This window comes from Mesorhizobium sp. M7A.F.Ca.MR.245.00.0.0 (assembly GCF_003997415.1).
GTDB lineage: Bacteria > Pseudomonadota > Alphaproteobacteria > Rhizobiales > Rhizobiaceae > Mesorhizobium.
The window spans coordinates 17,491-34,715 of sequence record NZ_RZTE01000005.1 but is presented as its reverse complement, the minus strand read 5'-3'; the positions used below and the strand labels follow the sequence as shown (position 1 = coordinate 34,715).

Below are 17,225 nucleotides of genomic sequence, written 5' to 3'. Positions count from 1 at the left end.
AATGAAAAGACCGGCGGTGGACGCTCCGACGGCGCCCAGGCCGGCGGTGCCCATTTTGTGCCGGCAGCTTTTCACGATAGGAATTTTTTCTTGACTCGGTGCCCTCAGCTATGGTACATATTTGGCTATGGTGCTGATTTGCGCCAGCGACCCGCCGCACAGGCGGGTTTTTCGTTTGATGCTCCGTCAGCCAACGCGTCGGCGAAGGCTCCGAAGGAACCCATTAACCCAAGTTTGTAGCGCTTGAAGGCGATCAGCGGCCGAAATCATCGGAACTGAGGCGGGTCCAGCGGTCGCCCACCAATCCACCGATAAAGATGTCGCCGGAGCGGACCGCTTCCGTGACCTCGGCGATCCGCGAGCGGACCATTGTTCCCCCGGCATAGCGGAAGAAGACATTCTTGTAGCCAAAGAGTTGAGGTATGAATTTGGTCTGCGTCTGTCCGGTGATGCCCACGCAGCCCATCTCCCATGCGGCGGCGACAAGCGCATCCAGCGTCGCGCCCCAGTGCAATCCGGATGCCTGGATCTGCAACAGGTTCGCCACGCCGCCGGCTTGACCATAGAAGGCATAACAACCGAGCATTTTGCCCGTTTCGTCGTAGGTCCCACCGAAATGAAGGGGGCCGTCGGCCCGCTTCTCGGCCGCCAGCGCAAGCAGCCGTGCAAGTTCCCCATCCTTCCAACTCGGCCGAAGAGCGTAACCAGACAGGAGGGTCGGCAGCTTCTCGGCAAATTGAACGGCATCGATCGGCTCACGGTGGGTGCGATGCGACGATGAATGGAGGACCGGTGGCTCGAACCTTTTCTTCGCGAGAGCATCGAATGCTCTTGCGCATGGATCGAGTACAAGGCGAGGCAGGCCAGGCCATTTACGGTGCAGTGCGGAGGCGGCCATCGCCGCCGGCCGGAAAACATATGTCCATCCCAGACAATGCACAGGAAGGAGTTGGTACTTCATCGGGCGCGCGAAGGCCAAGGATGTCCGGTTGGCCGAATCGGTCAGCTGCAGATCGAATTCGCCTTGATGCAAGGCACGCAGCAATTGGGGTCCGGCCGAGCCGTCATCGGTGCCGGGGTCGGCCATGAGCGGCCCGATGATCGCCGCATTCAATGCCGCTCCATTGAGCTCGTAGCGGGCTTTCAGAACGCCGAGGAATCCACCCAGACGACCGTGCCGGTTGATCTGGACAAGAGCGTTGCTTTCCCCGGACTGGCCGGCAGGGTCGAGGTAAATCTCTCTCATATACGCGGCCGTCTCCGCGATCGCGCGATCGAGGAGGTGACGCCGGCGCCGGCGAAACTTCGTCAGGAAGAGTGCGGCGACGCGCTCGAGATCTTCGGCAGCCAGTGGCCGAACCGAGCCATGCTGAGATTCCAGCACTGACGGCGCAGCGAACTTCTCCTCGGCATTTGCAGAAAGATGCATCGTGAAGAACATCCGTGGGTTGCCCTCCATCGGATATATATCAACCAATGGTAGAAACAACGTATCTCGGTCAGTATGATGAACAGAGGTCTCAAGACTTACTATCCGGACAGGGCTTCACAGGCAAATCAAGTCGGCCAGCATCGATGCGCTGATCGGCGGGTTGGCCGCGGCCTTGCGATCGCATGTCCTGCTCCAGCCCGCTGGGCTGACCGTACCGGACAGAGGCGGCCTCCGGCCGAAGCTGAAGGCCGCCTCAATTCAGCTCACAAGTCCCTTGGTCAGTTCCAATGCCTGGCGCTCGAACAGGCGGCGGTAGATGCCGCCTTTCAGCCGGATCAGTTCATCATGCGAGCCTTCCTCGACGATGTTGCCGCGATCGAAGACCAGCAGCCGGTCCAGCGCCCTCACCGTCGAAAGCCGGTGCGCGATGACCAGCGTCGTGCGGCCGACCATCAGCCGCTCCATCGCCTGCTGGATCAGCACCTCCGACTCCGAATCGAGGCTCGATGTCGCCTCGTCGAGGATCAGGATGCGCGCATCGGCAAGGAAGGCGCGCGCGATCGCCACGCGCTGACGCTCGCCGCCCGACAGTTTCACGCCGCGTTCGCCGACCAGCGTGCCGTAACCCTTCGGCAGGTTGGTGATGAAGTCATGCGCACTCGCCAGCTTCGCGGCATGCTCGATCTCCTCCTGCGTCGCACTCGGCCTGGCATAGGCGATGTTCTCGGCCAGCGACCGGTGGAACAGGATCGGCTCCTGCTGAACGATGGCGATCTGCCCGCGCAACGAGGCTTGCGCCACCTGCGAGATGTCCTGACCGTCGACCAGTATTTTCCCCGCATTCACGTCATAGAGCCGCTGGATAAGCTTGACGAAGGTCGTCTTGCCCGATCCCGAATGGCCGACCAGCCCGACGCGCTCACCCGGTGCGATATCGACCGAAAAGTCGCGGTAAAGCGCCGATCGGTGATGGCCATAGTGAAAGGTGACGTTGTCAAAGCTGATCCGTCCTTCGGTGATCCGGATCGGCTTGGCACCGGGCCGGTCCTCGATGCCGAGCGGTTCGGACTGGAAATCGACCAGCTCTTCCATATCGTTGATGGAGCGCTGCAGATTGCGAATATGCGTGCCGACATCCCTGAGATAGCCCTGCAGCACGAAGAGCGAGGTCAGCACGAAGGCAACGTCGCCGGCGCTCGCCTGCCCCCACGACCACAGCATCAGCGCCAGGCCGATCACCGCGGCGCGCATGACCAGCAGCAGCACCCCTTGCGTGGTGCCGTTGATGGTGCCGCGCACCCAGGTGCGCCGTGTACGCGCACGCCATTTGGCGACGACCTTGGCCAGTCGGCGTTCTTCGCGCTCCTCGGCGCCAAAGCCCTTGACCACGGCGTTGCAGCTGACCGCGTCGGCCAGCGAGCCGCCGAGGCGGGTATCCCAGGTGTTGGCGAGCCTTGCCGCCGGCGCGACATAGCCAAGCGACAGCAGCGCCGTCACCGTGATGAACAGCACCGAACCGGCAGCAACGACCGCACCCATCAACGGCCAGAACCAGCCAAGCAGCAATGTCGAGCCGACCAGCATGACGACCGACGGCAGCAGCGCGATGAGGATGGTGTCGTTGAGCAGGTCGAGCGCCCACATGCCGCGCGTCACTTTGCGCACGGTCGAGCCGGCAAAGCTGTTGGCATGCCAGTCGGTGGAAAAGCGCTGGACGCGATGGAAAGCATCGGCGGCGATGTCGGCCATCATCTTCAACGTCAGCTCGACGATCCCCATGAACGCCAGGTTGCGCAACACGACGCCGGCCAGCGCGAGCGCCATCAGCATCGAGAACGCCGTCATCGCGGCATTCCAGGCAATCGCGTCGGCGCCGGCGCTGCTGGCGACGGCGTCGACCAGCCGGCCGGAGTAGAGCGGCGTCAGCACATCGGCCAGCGTCGACAGCAGGAAGCTGCCCATGATGAGCGAGAGCCGCCAGGGCTGACGCCGCCAATGAGTGAGCGTGAAGCCAAGAACGCTGCGAAAGGCGCTCGCGCGCAAATCGATCTTGAAACGAGCCATGATGTCATTCGGGCACAAACGAGCCCGATCCCAGTAGGTCGAAAATTGAAGAAGCCGCGCAAGGAGCCAATGAGTGCCCGGAAGCGGAGTGGCATATTTGGCGTATCGCCCAAATCGGGCGGCGATCGGCATCGGCATAAGCCTGTGCTCGGTCCGGCATCGGCACGAAGGGGAAACCTTCGCGGAGCGCCGGATGAGACCTAGGCTTCGCGGCCTCGCATTACCATGTGAAATACTGCCATTCGGACCTCCCGCAAGACAATTGCGGAGGGGTCCTTATAGAGACGCTCCTATAAATCGCCAAGACGGGCTGACGCCAAAAGCGTATCTGGTCCAACCACTGCGATTATTTTGCAACAATGGCGGGCAAGCCGCGCCTCATTCAGGAATGCGATCCAAGCGCATGTAGCGGCCATCGGTCGATGGCTTGAACCCGAGCTTTTCATACATTCCATGGGCATCGCTGGTCGACAGGCTCCAATGGAAAACGGTCCTGACCTCCGGATGATCGATCAGGGCCTGAACAAGCCGGCTGCCTATGCCTTGCCCGCGATTCTCCGGCCAGATGATGATATCGGCGAGATAGGCGAACACCGTGCGGTCGGTGATCGCGCGGCCGAAGCCGACTTGCCTGCCATCGACATAGGCGCCGACGCAAAGCGAATTGGCAAAGGCGCGGCGATGGACTTCGTCAGTGCGTCCGGCGCCCCAATAGCTTGCCATCAACAGGTCCGATGTCGCGCGGAAATCGATCCGTGACATGTCGAAGCTGATCTCACAATCGGGCATGGCTGTCTCCGACCGCACCGCCGCGCGCGCTTTCGGTACCTAGCTGCGATCCCTGAACCGGTTGGTGATGGGATAACGGCGGTCGCGGCCAAAATTCTTTTTGGTGATCTTCACGCCCGGCGCCGCCTGCCGTCGCTTGTATTCTGCGATGTAGAGCAAATGCTCGATGCGCGTCACCGTCGCCCGGTCATGGCCGCGCGCGACGATGTCGTCGACACCCATCTCATTCTCGACCAGGCATTCGAGGATGTCGTCCAGCACCGGATAGGGCGGCAGCGAATCCTGGTCGGTCTGGTTCTCGCGCAATTCCGCCGATGGCGCCTTGTCGATGATGTTTTTCGGGATCACCTCGCCCGAGGGGCCAAGCGCGCCCGGCGGCACGTGGCTGTTGCGCCAGCGCGACAGCGCGTAGACCTGCATCTTGTAAAGGTCCTTGATCGGGTTGAAGCCGCCATTCATGTCGCCATAGAGCGTGGCGTAGCCAACCGACATCTCGCTCTTGTTGCCCGTGGTGACGACCATCGAGCCGAACTTGTTGGAGATCGCCATCAGGATGGTGCCGCGCGCGCGGCTCTGCAAATTCTCCTCGGTGATGCCTTCCTTGGTGCCTTCGAACATCTGCGTCAGCGCGTGCAGAAACCCTTCGACCGGCTCGAAGATCGGCACGATGTCATAACGGCAGCCGAGCGCCCGGGCGCAATCCTCGGCATCCTTCAGCGAGTCCTTCGAGGTGTAGCGATAGGGCATCATGACGGCGCGCAGGCGTTCCTCGCCGAGCGCATCGACGGCGAGCGCCGCGCAGATCGCCGAATCGATGCCGCCGGACAGACCAAGCACCACATTCTTGAAGCCGTTCTTGTTGACGTAGTCGCGCAGGCCCAACATGCAGGCGCGATAGTCGGCCTCCTCCCGGTCCGGGATTTTCGACATCGGCCCTTCCGAGCAGACCCAGTGATCCCCTTGTCTTTTCCAGGTGGTGATGTCGACCGCTTCCTCGAACTGGCTCATCTGGAAGGCAAGCGTCTTGTCGGCGCCAATGGCAAACGACGCGCCGTCGAAGATCAACTCGTCCTGCCCGCCAAGCTGGTTGGCATAGATCATCGGCAGCCCGCATTCGATGACCTGGCGGATGACGACCTGGTGGCGGACATCGATCTTGGCGCGATAATAGGGCGAGCCGTTCGGCACCAGCAGGATTTCCGCCCCGCTTTCGGCCAGCGACTCGCAGATATCGACGTCGCCCCAGATGTCCTCGCAGATCGGAACTCCGATGCGCACGCCGCGGAAATTGACCGGCCCCTGGATCTCGGGTCCGGCCTGGAAGACGCGCTTCTCGTCGAACTCGCCGTAGTTCGGCAGATCGAGCTTGTAGCGTTCGGCGATGATCTTGCCGCCATCGGCGAAGACGATCGAATTGTGCGTGCCGCTCTTGCGCTTCAACGGCGTGCCTATGATGACGCCGGGACCGCCATCCGCGGTGTCGGCGGCAAAGTCCTGTGCCGCCTTTTCGCAGGCTTTCAAAAAGGCCGGCTTCAGCACCAGATCCTCCGGCGGGTAGCCGGCGAGGAAAAGCTCGGTATAGAGCACGAGATCGGCGCCCTGACGTGCGGCATCCGCCCTCGCCTCGCGGGCCTTGGCGAGATTGCCTGATATGTCGCCGACAGTCGGATTGAGCTGGGCGACGGCGATGCGCAGGATGTCGAGCTTCTTGGTCATGCCTGCTGACTTAGCGCGGCAAAATTGCCCGGGCAATGGCGTTCGTTTGGACCAATTCGGACCGATTGACATACGTCAATCGTGTGCGAACCGATCGACGTGCTTCAATCGTGGCGAGACGACCAGGTATCAATCGTCGCCCATATATTCGCGCAACGCTTGCGGCGAATGATTCTCGCCGATCGACATCGCCAGGATGCGTGAAATATGCCGGCGCGGCAGATGCGTCTCCGCTGCCCATTGGTTGATTTGCCTCTGGATCTTGTCCAGGTCCTTCTTCGAAGTCGGGCTTTCGGCGATGTCGAGGCCAGCGTCGCGCAACGCCGTGGCCATATCGCCCGAGATGACGAACGCATCCCAACCCAGCCAGCGCAGGAAATACTGGCCCGTATTGCCGCCCAACCGGCTGCCATGCTTGCCGAGCCAGGCCATCAGCCCGACCTGGTCGTCCGCCGGCCAGTTTGCAAGGAATTGGCCGAAGCCGCCATATTCCTTCGACACGCGCTCGACGAAGGCGGCGTTGTCGCGCACGGATCTGATCTTCTGCGGGTTGCGCACGATGCGCTGGTCGGCCGTCAGATCGTGCCAGAAATCATCGGGCTGGAACAACAGCCGCTTCGGCTCGAAGCGCAGAAACGCCTCCTCGAAGCCCGGCCATTTCTGCTCGATGACCCGCCAGACGAAACCGGCGGCGAAGACGCGTTCGGCCATAACAGAGAGAATGCGGTCATCGGCCATGTCAGCCACGGCGGCATTGTCAGGCGCCGGACCCAGCAGCGACGTCAGTTCCTCTTCGCCGCCCTTGCGTTTTGCGGCGCGTGCGCGAATTTTCTTGAAATCGGCCATTGGTCCCTCGGCAACTGGAATCAATCTAACACTTCCCGTGTGAGCCGGCAGCCTCTACCTCTTACGGCAAGCCAAAGACCCTGGAGATGGCCATGAACAAGACGATCGACGACCTGGCGAACCGCTGGCTCAAGCGGCGGCCGGACGGCCTCAGCCAGCTCGAAAGCCGGGTGCTGCAATCGACGCTCGAACGCACCACCATCTCGCGCGACACCAACAAGGCCGTCGCCTTCCACCAGACCTTCGGCGACCGGCTCGCCGACACGATCGCCCGCATCGGTGGGTCATGGTCCTTCATCCTGACCTTCATCGCCTTTCTAATCCTGTGGACATCAGGCAATGTCTGGCTGCTGTCGCGTGGCGCCTTCGATCCCTACCCGTTCATCTTCCTCAATCTCGTTCTGTCGATGGTCGCCGCCTTGCAGGCGCCGGTGATCATGATGGCGCAGAACCGCCAGACCGAACGCGACCGCATCGACGCCGCCCACGATTACGAGGTCAACCTGAAAGCCGAGATCGAGATCATGGCGCTGCATGAAAAGCTGGATGAACTGCGCCACGGCCAGATTCTCGGTATGCGCGACGAGATCGTGCAACTGACCGAAATGATCAAGCGGATCGACGAAAGGCTGTCTTCGCAGCAGTCGGCTTCATGACCGACGCGATCCATCATTTCATCGAACAATACGGGCTGCTCGCGGTCTTTATCGGCTGTGTCGCGGAGGGCGAAAGTGCCGCCATTCTTGGCGGTTTCTTCGCCCACCAGCAGGTCTTCGTCCTGTGGCACACGGTTCTTGCGGCGGCGCTCGGCGCCTTCGTCGGCGATACTTTCTTCTTCATCCTCGGACGAAGCTTCGCCGACCATCCCTATGTCGTCAGGTTGCGCAAACGGCCCGGCTTCCGCCGCGCCTTTCGTCTGCTCAATACCCATCCCGACATTTTCGTGCTGTCCAACCGCTATATCTACGGCATCCGCCTCGTCGGCGGCATTGCAGCCGGGCTTTCCAACATCGCTGCGCCGCGCTTCGTCATCCTCAACGCGCTTTCATCGGCGGTCTGGGCGGTGCTGTTCGGTACGATCGGTTATGTCTTTGGACTTGGCGCCGAGCACGTCATCGGCCAGGCGTTGATGCATCACGAACGGTTGCTGATCGGGCTTGGCATCGGCTTGACCGTGGCCGTTCTGGCATGGCTCGTCGCCCGTCACATCGCCAGCAAGGAACGCGCCAGGGAGGGCTGATCGTCAATCCACGCCGAGCGCCCGATCCCCCCGATCGAGGATAAGCGGGATGATCAGGTCTTCCTCGTCGGCAAGATGCCTTGTCAGCATGGCGATCAGCCGGCTGTTTTCGTCGGCATAGGCGTCGGCGGCAAAGCGCTGTCTGTCTTCGCTCTCCTGAAGCGTCTTGATGAACGCATTGGCCGCCTCGGCATTACGCTCCAGCCCCTCATGGATGGTGTGATGGTCGGCATCGAGTATCTCGAAGCCGTGCTTCAAACGGGGCTCGGCCTTGGCGAAGACCGGGAAATATTGATAATCCTCGACGTTGTGGTGACCGTCGAGGTTGCCTAGAAAATGATTGAGGCGGGGCGCGAACCAGCGCGCGAAATCAGGCGCCGTCAGCCGTCCCTCACGGTAGTCGCCGATGCCGTTGGCCAGCATGCCGCCAAGTTCGCGGAACATGTCGTGCCGCTGCAGCCACATATTGGCGATGCCGTGGATGTTGGCATGGTCCTGCCAGTTTTCACGCGGATATTTCTCGGCCAGCCAGCGCAGATCATCCGGCAGGCCCACGCGTTCGAGAAGCAGAAAATTGGCGGCCCCGGCCATGACAGTCTCCTTTGGTGACTGGCATATAGGCATCGAAAGGCTAGATCGGTAGCCCGGTGATCCGCTCGATAATGGCAATGCCCCAGACGCCGGCGACGATGAGTACCGAAATCAGCACCGCCAGCGAACCGCAATCCTTGGCCAACTGGATATCGACATTGAACTCGCGGCTGAAAGCGTCGCATGCCGCCTCGATGCCGGTGTTCAGCACTTCGACCATGATCAAGAGCAACACGGCGCCGATCAGCAAGGCATAACCGCGCCACGAGATCGAAACGAACCAGCCGAGCGGCAAGGCAAGCGCCAGCAGCATCAGCTCCTGCTGGAAAGCCTTCTCGCTGGTGGCCAGCTTGCGAAACGCCCGCACCGAATTGAAATAAGCATCGATCAGCCGCTGCATGCCAAACCCCTTTGCGAATCACCGGCACGGGATAATGCAATGGCTGGCCAGATCAATGGAATAAGGTGACTTGTCCAAGATTCATTCAGCAACCGGTATGGACGGTGTCGACTTTTCAAACTGTGGCAGCCCGTCGTCGATCGAATAATAGTCGCCCTTGTCACCGACGAAGATATGGCATTCGCCCTCAAGACCTGTCGGCTTGTCGAACGATCCCGCCATGACCGAAACGTAGTCCTGGTCTCGCGGCTTCCAGAACAGCACCGATCCGCATGCCTTGCAGAACCCACGCCTGGCGAAGGTAGAGGCTTCGTACCAGGTGATACTTTCCGTGCCCTCGATCACGATGTCGGCGTTGGCAACATTGGTCGCGGCATAGAAATGTCCGCTCTGCTTGCGGCATTGCGAGCAATGGCAATAGACGACGCCACGCAGCGCTCCGTTCGTGCTGAAGCGGACGGCTCCGCACAGACACGATCCCTGGTGACCATCACTCACGTCGATCCTCCTTGAAGAAAAGTGCCGGGCATGGCTTAGGATTCCAGCTTTGCCGCGCAAGCACGCAAGCAAATGCGACATGTGCTGGCGTGGAGAATCCGAAATTCGGTTTCATTTTCAAGAGTGCGATGCGCGAATCGCGAATTCAAGCCGCCGCACCGGCGTTGTTTCCAACTGTTGGACGCACGGACCAAGGCTTTTACAGCCCGCAGACAGAGAAAACCCGCTGAACCTCTGCCAGTTAAGGAAACTTTAGCGACGGCGCATTTATGGTCACCTGCAAGCGAAGGCCGTGGGTGGGGACGCATCCCTTCGCAAGTTGTTCGAAGCGTCGGTCGCATTCCCCAGGGCTCGGCGACAAAGGAAACCGCGAATTCCGCGGAGGATCCGAGGGGAAGAACCAAGATGCAGCCGGCAGCTGTCCCGACCGAACGAAGCACCGACATCGCAGCCACTGTTGTCGCGACAATGCGCCAATTGGGCGTGCTCGGCCTGCCGCGCAATTACGAGATCTTCTATGAGGCCCTGAGCGGCACCAATCGCGAACTCAGCCTGGCCGTCGTTTCGCTGGCCAGCCGGCCGACACAGGATGAACTGGACCAGATCGGGCGCACTTTCTTTGCCCACAACCATGGCCCTGGCATCGTCGAGCATGCCAGAGACGTCATTGCCAGGGAGCTCGAGGAGGTTGCTTCGCTGCTGCGGAGCGAGCGCAGCCACATCGAGAAATACGGCAGGATCCTCGATGAGACATCGAGCGGCCTCAGCGGACGCAGCCTTCTCTCCCAGGATCTCCTGCAGAAGATCGCCAACGCCATGGCGGTTGCCACCAATTCGACGATCGATCACGGCCGGCAGGTGGCCTCGACGCTCAGCGACAAGACGGCCGAACTCGAAAGCGTCAAGTCGAAGCTTGAGGAGTACAAGCGGCTGGCCGACACCGATCCGTTGACGCATATCTGGAATCGGCGCGCCTTCGACAAGGAGATCACCAGGATCTACAACAGCAACAGGGGTATCCTGTTCAACGCCCTGGTTCTTGTCGACATCGACCGCTTCAAGGATATCAACGACCGCTATGGCCACCCGGTCGGCGACAAGATCATCCAGAGCATCGCCGATATTTTCCAGACCAGCATTCGCGGCGACATGTTCGTCGCCCGCACCGGCGGCGAGGAGTTCGCGCTGATCATCGAGGGCGCCAGCGAGGACGCCACCTATGACGTCGCAGAGCGCATTCGCGCCCTGATCGAGCAGACGCCGTTCACCAGCAGCCAGACCGGTACGAATTACGGCACCGTCACCGTCTCGATGGGTATCTGCATGGCGTCCGAAGCCGAAGGACCCGAAGATCTCTACACCAAGGCCGACCGGGCGCTCTATCGCTCCAAGGTCAGCGGCCGCAACCGGGTCACCAGGCACTCGACGATGGCAGGCCGGGCCGGCAAGAGCTGGCTGCTCTACAAGAAGGACTGACAGTCCCTGCCCGCTGGTGCCGGGAACACTGGACTAGCGCAGACATAAAAGGCGCCCGATTTCTCGGACGCCCTTTCATGGATCTTATTCGGACTGCGCGAAAATCAGCCGTTGACCGCCTGCTTGTGCTGCACCGGGTGGCTCTTCTTCAACAGATCCGAGACCAGGAAGGCCAGTTCGATCGCCTGGTCGGCGTTAAGGCGCGGATCGCAATGGGTGTGGTAGCGGTCCTGCAATTCCTCGGCGGTGATGGCGCGCGCGCCACCGGTGCATTCGGTGACGTTCTTGCCGGTCATTTCGACATGGATGCCGCCCGGATGCGTGCCTTCGGCGCGGTGCACCTCGAAGAAGGTCTGGACCTCCTTCAGGATGCGGTCGAACGGCCGCGTCTTGTAGCCGGCGGCCTCGATCGTGTTGCCGTGCATCGGGTCCGACGACCACACCACGGAGCGGCCTTCCTTCTGCACCGCGCGCACCAGCTTCGGCAGATGGTCGGCGACCTTGTCGGAACCGAAGCGGGCGATCAGCGTCAGCCGGCCGGGCTCGTTCTCGGGATTGAGCAGGTCGATCAGCTCCAGCAAGCCGTCCGGCGTCAGCGAAGGACCGCATTTCAGCCCGAGCGGGTTCTTGATTCCACGGCAATACTCGACATGGGCATGATCGGGCTGGCGGGTGCGGTCGCCGATCCAGATCATGTGGCCTGACGTGGCGTACCAGTCGCCGGAGGTCGAATCGACGCGCGTCAGTGCCTCCTCGTAGCCGAGCAGCAGCGCCTCATGGCTGGTGTAGAAATCCGTCTCGCGCAGCGCGTAGTTGGTTTCCGAAGTGATGCCGACGGCCTTCATGAAGTCCATCGTCTCGGTGATGCGGTTGGCGAGAGACTCATATTTTTCGCCCTGCGGGCTGTCGGACACGAAGCCGAGCATCCAGCGGTGCACGTTCTCCAGGCTGGCATAGCCGCCTTGCGCGAAAGCGCGCAGAAGGTTGAGCGTCGCCGCCGACTGGCGGTACGCCATTTCCTGGCGAGCGGGATCCGGAATGCGCGACTTCGGGTCGAATTCGATGCCGTTGATGATATCGCCGCGATAGCTGGGCAGCGTCACCTCGCCCTTGGTCTCGTTGTCGGACGATCGCGGCTTGGCGAACTGGCCGGCAACGCGGCCAACCTTCACCACCGGCTGCGCGCCGGCGAAGGTGAGCACCACGGACATCTGCAGGAAGACGCGGAAGAAGTCGCGGATGTTGTCCGCGCCATGCTCGGCGAAGCTCTCGGCGCAATCGCCGCCCTGCAGGAGGAATGCGTCACCGGCGGCGACAGAAGCGAGCTGCTTCTTCAGCTTGCGCGCCTCACCGGCAAAAACCAGCGGCGGAAAGGTTGCGAGCTGGGCCTCCGTGTTCTTCAGCGCGGCAAGGTCCGGATAGGCAGGAACCTGCTTGATCGGCTTTGCTCTCCACGAATTCGGCGACCATTTCGTCATCGCTGCACCCAACGCTCTTTCCGGCAAGCACCCTCGCCTGCCATTTCCCGCCCCTATATGGGATGGCGGCTCCATACACGAAGCCGATTTCCTATTCTAGACCGGAATTCAAGCGCTGGCGAATGGCCTGGGCCGGCTACGCCGCCTTCTCCACCAGCCGCGCCAACTGGGTCATGACGACCGCCGAGCCCGCCAATCGCTTCTCGGGGGTTGGCCAATCGCGCACGAAGACGACGCTGTGGTCCGGCCGGATCTTGGCCAGCGAGCCCTGCTCGCCGATGAACCGGACGAGCCCGACCGGGTTGGAGAATTCGCGCTTGCGGAAATGGATGACGACGCCCTTCGGCCCGGCGTCGAGCTTCTCGACATTGGCCTTGCGGCAGAGCGCCTTGATGAAGACGATCTTGAGCAGATGCTTGACTTCGTCCGGCAGCGGGCCGAAGCGGTCGATCAGCTCGGCGCCGAAAGCGTCGATTTCCTCGGTGTTTTCGAGATCGCCAAGCCTGCGGTAGAGCGCCAGCCGGAGCTGCAGGTCCGGAACATAGCTTTCCGGGATCATCACCGCCGTGCCGACGGCAATCTGCGGCGACCAGCCGCCATCCTGCACTTCGCCGGAATCCTTCACCTCGGCGACGGCCTCTTCCAGCATCTGCTGGTAGAGCTCGAAGCCGACCTCCTTGATGTGGCCGGACTGCTCTTCGCCAAGAAGATTGCCGGCGCCCCTGATATCGAGGTCGTGGCTGGCGAGCTGGAAGCCGGCGCCCAGCGTGTCGAGCGATTGCAGCACCTTCAGCCGGCGCTCGGCGGTGTCGGTCAGCTTGCGGTTGGCCGGCAGCGTGAACAGCGCATAGGCGCGCACCTTGGAACGCCCGACGCGGCCGCGCAACTGATAAAGCTGCGACAGGCCGAACATGTCGGCGCGATGGATGATCAGCGTGTTGGCGGTCGGGATGTCGAGACCGGATTCGACGATGGTCGTCGACAACAGCACGTCGTACTGGCCGTCATAGAAGGCATTCATGATATCGTCGAGTTCGCCCGGCGGCATCTGGCCATGTGCCACCGCCACCTTCAACTCCGGCACGGATTCCTTCAGGAAATCATGGATTTCCGAGAGATCGCTGATGCGCGGCACCACATAGAAGGAATGGCCGCCGCGATATCGCTCGCGCAGCAGCGTCTCGCGGATGACCAGGGGATCGAACGGCGAGATGAAGGTGCGCACCGCCATTCGGTCGACCGGCGGCGTGGCGATCAGCGACAGCTCGCGCACCCCGGTCAACGCCAGTTGCAGCGTGCGCGGGATCGGTGTCGCCGAGAGCGTCAGCACGTGCACGTCGGTCTTCAAATCCTTCAGCCGCTCCTTGTGCTTGACGCCAAAGTGCTGCTCCTCGTCGATGATCAGCAGGCCAAGGTTCTTGAACGAGATCGCGGAACCAAGCAGCGCGTGCGTGCCGATGACGATGTCGACCTGGCCCTCGGCGATGCCTTTCTTGGTCTCGGCCAGTTCCTTGGCGCCGACCAGCCGCGACGCCTGGCCGACACGGATCGGCAGGCCGGAGAAACGCTGCGAAAAGGTCTTGAAATGCTGGCGCGACAACAATGTCGTCGGCACCACGACCGCCACCTGAAAGCCTTCCATCGCCGCGATGAAGGCGGCACGCAGCGCCACTTCGGTCTTGCCGAAGCCGACATCGCCGCAAATCAGCCGGTCCATCGGCTTGCCGGCAGCAAGATCGTCGCGCACTGAATCGATGGCCGTCTGCTGGTCGTCGGTCTCTTCATAAGGGAAGCGGGCGGCGAACTCGCCATAGAGGCCTTCTGCCGGCACCAGTGGCGGTGCGGAGCGCATCTGCCGTTCGGCGGCGATGCGGATCAGCTGCCCGGCCATGTCGAGCAGGCGCTTCTTCAGTCGCGCCTTGCGCGACTGCCAGGCGCCGCCGCCAAGCTTGTCCAGCGTCGCCTCGGCTGTGTCAGAACCGTAGCGCGAAAGAAGCTCGATGTTTTCCACCGGCAGGAACAGCCGGTCGTCACCGGCATAGTGGATTTCCAGGCAGTCATGCGGTGCGCCGACCGCTTCGATGGTGCGCAGGCCGATGAAACGGCCAATGCCATGATCGGCGTGGACGACAATGTCGCCGGCCGACAGCGCCGAGGCCTCGGCGATGAAATCCGAGGGACGCTTCTTGCGTTTCGAGCGCCGGATCAGCCGGTCGCCCAAAATGTCCTGTTCGGCGACGACGACCAGTTTTTCGGTCTCGAAGCCGGATTCGAGCGGCAGTACGGCCAGGGCCGCCTGCCCCGGTTCGAGCTTTTCGGCTTCCGCCAGCGTCGCCACCTTCTTGAGATTGCCGAGATGGTGTTCGGCAAGGATCTGGCCAAGCCGGTCGAGCGAGCCTTCGGTCCAGCCGGCAATGACAATGCGGCGGCGCGCCGCGCGCTCATCGGCGATGTGTTTGACGACGACATCGAACACATTGGCGTTCGGATCGGCGCGCTCCTCGACGAAGCTGCGGCCGTGGCGCGAGCCGGCGTGATAGACCTTCTTGGCGCCAACGTCGGGCGCGTCGAATGGCGTGAAGTCGATCGCTTCACGCAGTCCTAGCGAGGCGATCAGGTTTTCCGGGGAGAGATAGAGCAGGTCCGGTGCGACCGGCTTGTAGGGCACGGCGTCCTTCAAGGCACCGTCCGCCTGCTTCTTGCGCGCCTCGTAATGGTCGAGGATCAGCGTGTGGCGTTCGGCCAACGCCTCATGCGCCAGATGGTCGAAGATGACAGGCGTGTCAGGCAGATAGTCGAACACCGTCTCCAGCCGCTCATAGAAAAACGGCAGCCAGTGTTCCATGCCGGCAAACCGCCTGCCTTCGCTGACTGCTGCATAGAGCCCGTCATCGCGCTGTGGAGCGCCAAAGGCTTCGATATAGGAGCGGCGGAAACGGCTGATGGTTTCGGGCGTCAGCGCCACTTCGCTCATCGCCTGCAGCGCCATCGACTTGCGCTGACCGGTGGTGCGCTGTGTGGCGGCGTCGAACACACGGATCGATTCCAGCGTGTCGCCGAAGAAGTCGAGCCTGAGTGCTTCGGTCCAGCCGGGCGCGAACAGGTCGAGAATGCCGCCGCGCACCGCGAACTCGCCGATGCCACGCACGGTCGGCACGCGCTCAAAACCGGACGTTTCCAGCCGCGACACCAGTACGTTCATGTCGATCTGGTTGCCGGGCCTGGCGTGGAACGTCTGTGCCTCGACGAGATCCGCCGGCGGAATGCGCTGCAGCAGCGCATTGGCGGTGGTGAGGATGACGGCGCGGTGCGGCTTCTTCGCCAGCGCGATCATGGCGGTCAGCGCATCGAGGCGCTTGGCGGCAGCATCCGAACCGGGCGAAACGCGGTCGTAAGGCAGACAATCCCACGCCGGTAGTTCCAGCACCGGCAGGCCGGGGGCAGCGAAAGACAGCGCCTCAACGATCGCCGGCAGGCGCTGACCGTCGCGCGCGACGAACAGAACCGGCTTGTCCGGCGCGATCTCAAGTGCCGCCTGCACCAGCGCAAAGGCTTCGTAGCCATCGGCGACGCCGTCGACGATGAACTGGCCGGCGCGGTCTTTCGGCAGACCGATGGTGGGAATGAGGCTCATGAAATCACGGTCTTGTTTTATCGCAATTCACTAGGGGAAGCGCTTTGCACTTTTCCTGGAATTGCTTGTGTTCAGAATGTCAGAGAATGGCGGAAAGCCAGGATCTTTTGCAGGACGACACAATCGATATCGGCCGGCACCGGGCGTTCGCCGGTGACCATGGGCAGGAATTCGGTATCGGGAACGTCGAGGAGCCTCTCATATTGGTCGATTTCCTCGGCCGTCAAGGCGCCGATCTCAGCGTCGGCGAAAGTACCGAGAATCAGGTCCATCTCGCGCATGCCGCGATGCCAGGAGCGAAACAGAAGCTTGCGGCGGCGGACGTCGAGCCCCTCGCTTGATCTCGTCGTTCCGGTCATCGTGTGCCGCATCCTTGCTTGCTGCGGCGCATATAGCGTGGATAGAAGGGGCTGTCAGCCTTGCGCTGCCGCCATCGCAACATAAGCTGACATCATGCGCCCGACCATCCTCGATCCCTTGTTTGTACCGATCACGTCGCTTGCAGGCGTCGGACCGAAAGTCGGCGCGCTGATCGAGAAGGTTGTCCCGGCCGATCTGGGTGACCGCCCCGCCCGCGCGGGCGACCTTCTGTTCGTGCTGCCGCACACCGTCATCGACCGGCGCAGCCGCCCGGGCATCGCAGGATCCGCGGAAGGCCAAATCGTGACGCTGGAGGTGCGCATCGACCGCCACCAGCCGCCGCCGCGCGGCAACAGGTCGGTGCCTTACCGCGTCTTCGCCCATGACGACACCGGCGAGATCGCGCTGACCTTCTTCCATGCTCACGCTTCCTATCTCGAAAAGGCGATGCCCGAGGGCGAGCATGTCGTGGTCTCGGGCCGCATGGAATGGTTCAATGGCCGCCCGAGCATGGTCCACCCCGACCATATTGCGCTGGCCAGCGAGGCGGAAAACCTGCCGCTGGTCGAACCGGTCTATCCCCTGACAGCCGGGCTCTCGGGCAAGGTGCTGCGCCGGGCGATCGGCCAGGCGCTGGCGCGTGTGCCTGAATTTCCCGAATGGCAGGACGGCGCCTTCATGCGCCGCCACACGTCTCCCTC

Annotated in this window: 14 protein-coding genes and 1 pseudogene (1 of these 15 running past the window's edge); 4 read left to right on the top strand and 11 right to left on the bottom strand. The window is 62.1% G+C overall.

Going from position 1 to position 17,225, the window contains the following annotated elements; genetic code table 11:
* Window positions 1-253: 253 nt before the first annotated feature.
* The 5 genes from EOB80_RS08105 to EOB80_RS08085 all read right to left on the bottom strand — a co-directional run bounded on the left by EOB80_RS08105 (window position 254) and on the right by EOB80_RS08085 (window position 6,847).
* A complete protein-coding gene (locus tag EOB80_RS08105; RefSeq protein ID WP_245466286.1) occupies window positions 254-1,441 on the bottom strand; it encodes a hypothetical protein in 1,188 nt (395 codons plus the stop codon).
* Window positions 1,442-1,690: 249 nt separating this feature from the next.
* The gene (locus EOB80_RS08100) at window positions 1,691-3,496 is read right to left on the bottom strand and encodes an ABC transporter ATP-binding protein (protein WP_127327286.1); all 1,806 of its coding nucleotides are present in this window, start codon (window positions 3,494-3,496) and stop codon (window positions 1,691-1,693) included.
* 378 nt (window positions 3,497-3,874) lie between these two features.
* Window positions 3,875-4,285, bottom strand: coding sequence for a GNAT family N-acetyltransferase (locus EOB80_RS08095; RefSeq protein ID WP_127327285.1), 411 nt, complete (start codon window positions 4,283-4,285; stop codon window positions 3,875-3,877).
* A gap of 39 nt (window positions 4,286-4,324) precedes the next feature.
* Entirely contained in the window at window positions 4,325-6,001 is a 1,677-nt protein-coding gene (locus tag EOB80_RS08090) for an NAD+ synthase (RefSeq protein ID WP_127327284.1), read from the bottom strand.
* Window positions 6,002-6,130: 129 nt separating this feature from the next.
* On the bottom strand, window positions 6,131-6,847 hold the full coding sequence (locus EOB80_RS08085; protein WP_127327283.1) for a DNA-3-methyladenine glycosylase I: 717 nt from the start codon (window positions 6,845-6,847) through the stop codon (window positions 6,131-6,133).
* 92 nt (window positions 6,848-6,939) lie between these two features.
* Here EOB80_RS08085 and EOB80_RS08080 point away from each other — a divergent pair, with 92 nt between their 5' ends.
* Both EOB80_RS08080 and EOB80_RS08075 read left to right on the top strand, forming a co-directional pair.
* Window positions 6,940-7,503, top strand: coding sequence for a DUF1003 domain-containing protein (locus EOB80_RS08080; RefSeq protein WP_127327282.1), 564 nt, complete (start codon window positions 6,940-6,942; stop codon window positions 7,501-7,503).
* A complete protein-coding gene (locus EOB80_RS08075; protein ID WP_127327281.1) occupies window positions 7,500-8,087 on the top strand; it encodes a DedA family protein in 588 nt (195 codons plus the stop codon). Before EOB80_RS08080 ends, EOB80_RS08075 begins: the two co-directional genes overlap by 4 nt.
* A gap of 3 nt (window positions 8,088-8,090) precedes the next feature.
* Here the strand turns inward: EOB80_RS08075 and EOB80_RS08070 are convergent, their stop codons facing one another.
* The 3 genes from EOB80_RS08070 to EOB80_RS08060 all read right to left on the bottom strand — a co-directional run bounded on the left by EOB80_RS08070 (window position 8,091) and on the right by EOB80_RS08060 (window position 9,576).
* Entirely contained in the window at window positions 8,091-8,678 is a 588-nt protein-coding gene (locus EOB80_RS08070; RefSeq protein WP_127327280.1) for a hemerythrin domain-containing protein, read from the bottom strand.
* 40 nt (window positions 8,679-8,718) lie between these two features.
* Window positions 8,719-9,078: a diacylglycerol kinase gene (locus EOB80_RS08065; protein ID WP_023810560.1), complete on the bottom strand. Its 360-nt coding sequence runs from the start codon at window positions 9,076-9,078 to the stop codon at window positions 8,719-8,721.
* Between the two features lie 81 nt (window positions 9,079-9,159).
* The gene (locus tag EOB80_RS08060; protein ID WP_127327279.1) at window positions 9,160-9,576 is read right to left on the bottom strand and encodes a GFA family protein; all 417 of its coding nucleotides are present in this window, start codon (window positions 9,574-9,576) and stop codon (window positions 9,160-9,162) included.
* Window positions 9,577-9,981: 405 nt separating this feature from the next.
* Between EOB80_RS08060 and EOB80_RS08055 the strand changes: the two genes are divergently transcribed.
* Window positions 9,982-11,052 (top strand): diguanylate cyclase, encoded by a 1,071-nt coding sequence (locus EOB80_RS08055; RefSeq protein ID WP_127327278.1) that lies wholly within the window; start codon window positions 9,982-9,984, stop codon window positions 11,050-11,052.
* A gap of 104 nt (window positions 11,053-11,156) precedes the next feature.
* Here the strand turns inward: EOB80_RS08055 and EOB80_RS08050 are convergent, their stop codons facing one another.
* The 3 genes from EOB80_RS08050 to EOB80_RS08040 all read right to left on the bottom strand — a co-directional run bounded on the left by EOB80_RS08050 (window position 11,157) and on the right by EOB80_RS08040 (window position 16,523).
* A complete protein-coding gene (locus EOB80_RS08050; RefSeq protein ID WP_127272015.1) occupies window positions 11,157-12,530 on the bottom strand; it encodes a 3-deoxy-7-phosphoheptulonate synthase class II in 1,374 nt (457 codons plus the stop codon).
* A gap of 136 nt (window positions 12,531-12,666) precedes the next feature.
* Window positions 12,667-16,164 carry a transcription-repair coupling factor gene (gene mfd / locus EOB80_RS08045; RefSeq protein ID WP_127327277.1) on the bottom strand — a complete coding sequence of 1,166 codons (3,498 nt, stop codon included), beginning with the start codon at window positions 16,162-16,164 and terminating at the stop codon, window positions 12,667-12,669.
* A gap of 71 nt (window positions 16,165-16,235) precedes the next feature.
* Complete coding sequence (locus EOB80_RS08040; protein ID WP_127327276.1) at window positions 16,236-16,523, bottom strand: succinate dehydrogenase assembly factor 2; 288 nt, start codon at window positions 16,521-16,523, stop codon at window positions 16,236-16,238.
* 94 nt (window positions 16,524-16,617) lie between these two features.
* Between EOB80_RS08040 and recG the strand changes: the two are divergent.
* Window positions 16,618-17,225 (top strand): annotated as a pseudogene (gene recG / locus EOB80_RS08035) (ATP-dependent DNA helicase RecG) (it continues 1,499 nt past the right edge of the window).

Coding starts and splice junctions, on each gene's coding strand:
- EOB80_RS08105 (WP_245466286.1), bottom strand. CDS start 1,441: ATGTTCTTCACGATGCATCTTTCTGCAAATGCCGAGGAGAAGTTCGCT.
- EOB80_RS08100 (WP_127327286.1), bottom strand. CDS start 3,496: ATGGCTCGTTTCAAGATCGATTTGCGCGCGAGCGCCTTTCGCAGCGTT.
- EOB80_RS08095 (WP_127327285.1), bottom strand. CDS start 4,285: ATGCCCGATTGTGAGATCAGCTTCGACATGTCACGGATCGATTTCCGC.
- EOB80_RS08090 (WP_127327284.1), bottom strand. CDS start 6,001: ATGACCAAGAAGCTCGACATCCTGCGCATCGCCGTCGCCCAGCTCAAT.
- EOB80_RS08085 (WP_127327283.1), bottom strand. CDS start 6,847: ATGGCCGATTTCAAGAAAATTCGCGCACGCGCCGCAAAACGCAAGGGC.
- EOB80_RS08080 (WP_127327282.1), top strand. CDS start 6,940: ATGAACAAGACGATCGACGACCTGGCGAACCGCTGGCTCAAGCGGCGG.
- EOB80_RS08075 (WP_127327281.1), top strand. CDS start 7,500: ATGACCGACGCGATCCATCATTTCATCGAACAATACGGGCTGCTCGCG.
- EOB80_RS08070 (WP_127327280.1), bottom strand. CDS start 8,678: ATGGCCGGGGCCGCCAATTTTCTGCTTCTCGAACGCGTGGGCCTGCCG.
- EOB80_RS08065 (WP_023810560.1), bottom strand. CDS start 9,078: ATGCAGCGGCTGATCGATGCTTATTTCAATTCGGTGCGGGCGTTTCGC.
- EOB80_RS08055 (WP_127327278.1), top strand. CDS start 9,982: ATGCAGCCGGCAGCTGTCCCGACCGAACGAAGCACCGACATCGCAGCC.
- EOB80_RS08050 (WP_127272015.1), bottom strand. CDS start 12,530: ATGACGAAATGGTCGCCGAATTCGTGGAGAGCAAAGCCGATCAAGCAG.
- mfd (WP_127327277.1), bottom strand. CDS start 16,164: ATGAGCCTCATTCCCACCATCGGTCTGCCGAAAGACCGCGCCGGCCAG.
- EOB80_RS08040 (WP_127327276.1), bottom strand. CDS start 16,523: ATGACCGGAACGACGAGATCAAGCGAGGGGCTCGACGTCCGCCGCCGC.